This is a genomic window from Paenalcaligenes sp. Me52, from assembly GCF_050487965.1.
Classification (GTDB): Bacteria; Pseudomonadota; Gammaproteobacteria; order Burkholderiales; family Burkholderiaceae_B; genus Paenalcaligenes.
In genome coordinates this window covers 1-514 of the sequence record NZ_JBKQFO010000069.1, presented here as the reverse complement: position 1 = coordinate 514, position 514 = coordinate 1, and the positions used below count along the sequence as shown (strand labels likewise).

The window sequence follows — 514 nt, the reverse complement described above, 5'->3', positions numbered from 1 at the left end:
ATAAACCAGAAGAGATTGCCGGGAGTAAAGAAGTCTGGGCCAACGGTGGCGAAGTGTTGGTGCTCAACTTTGAAGACGGTTGCTCGACGACCAACATCATCAAGAAGATCCAACAGGATAAAAAAGGCTAACCGGAAAGCGGTTCACAGATCTCGCTTCGTACATGGCAGGCCTATTGACGCTGTTGTTTTTTCAACCTAGAGTAAAGGAACAAGGGTAAGGGAGGATTTCTCCCCCCTCTGATGAGTTGTTAGTAAGTCGGGAAAATTAACAGTAACAACACAACCAGTATGATGACGAGCTTCATCATAACCCTTTCCTTATACAAGGCCCCTTCTTCGGGAGGGGCTTTCCCGTTTCAGCCCCTTGCTGCCCCCCGATTGTTGATGAGCGCCGGACCCCGCGCAATGCTTTCCCAGAGGCACTTTTTCCTTCCCCGAGCCGTCACGCAAAACGCTGCAACAACCTGAGCATTTGCACATTTTAGCGGAACGCAGATATAAAAAATCCCCTG

The 514-nt window shown here is 49.4% G+C and carries 1 protein-coding gene; it reads right to left on the bottom strand.

The annotated features are described in order from the left end of the window. Window positions 1-250 precede the first annotated feature (250 nt). Complete coding sequence (gene ibsE, locus ACLO87_RS17030; protein WP_430224376.1) at window positions 251-310, bottom strand: type I toxin-antitoxin system toxin IbsE; 60 nt, start codon at window positions 308-310, stop codon at window positions 251-253. Between the last annotated feature and the right edge of the window lie 204 nt (window positions 311-514).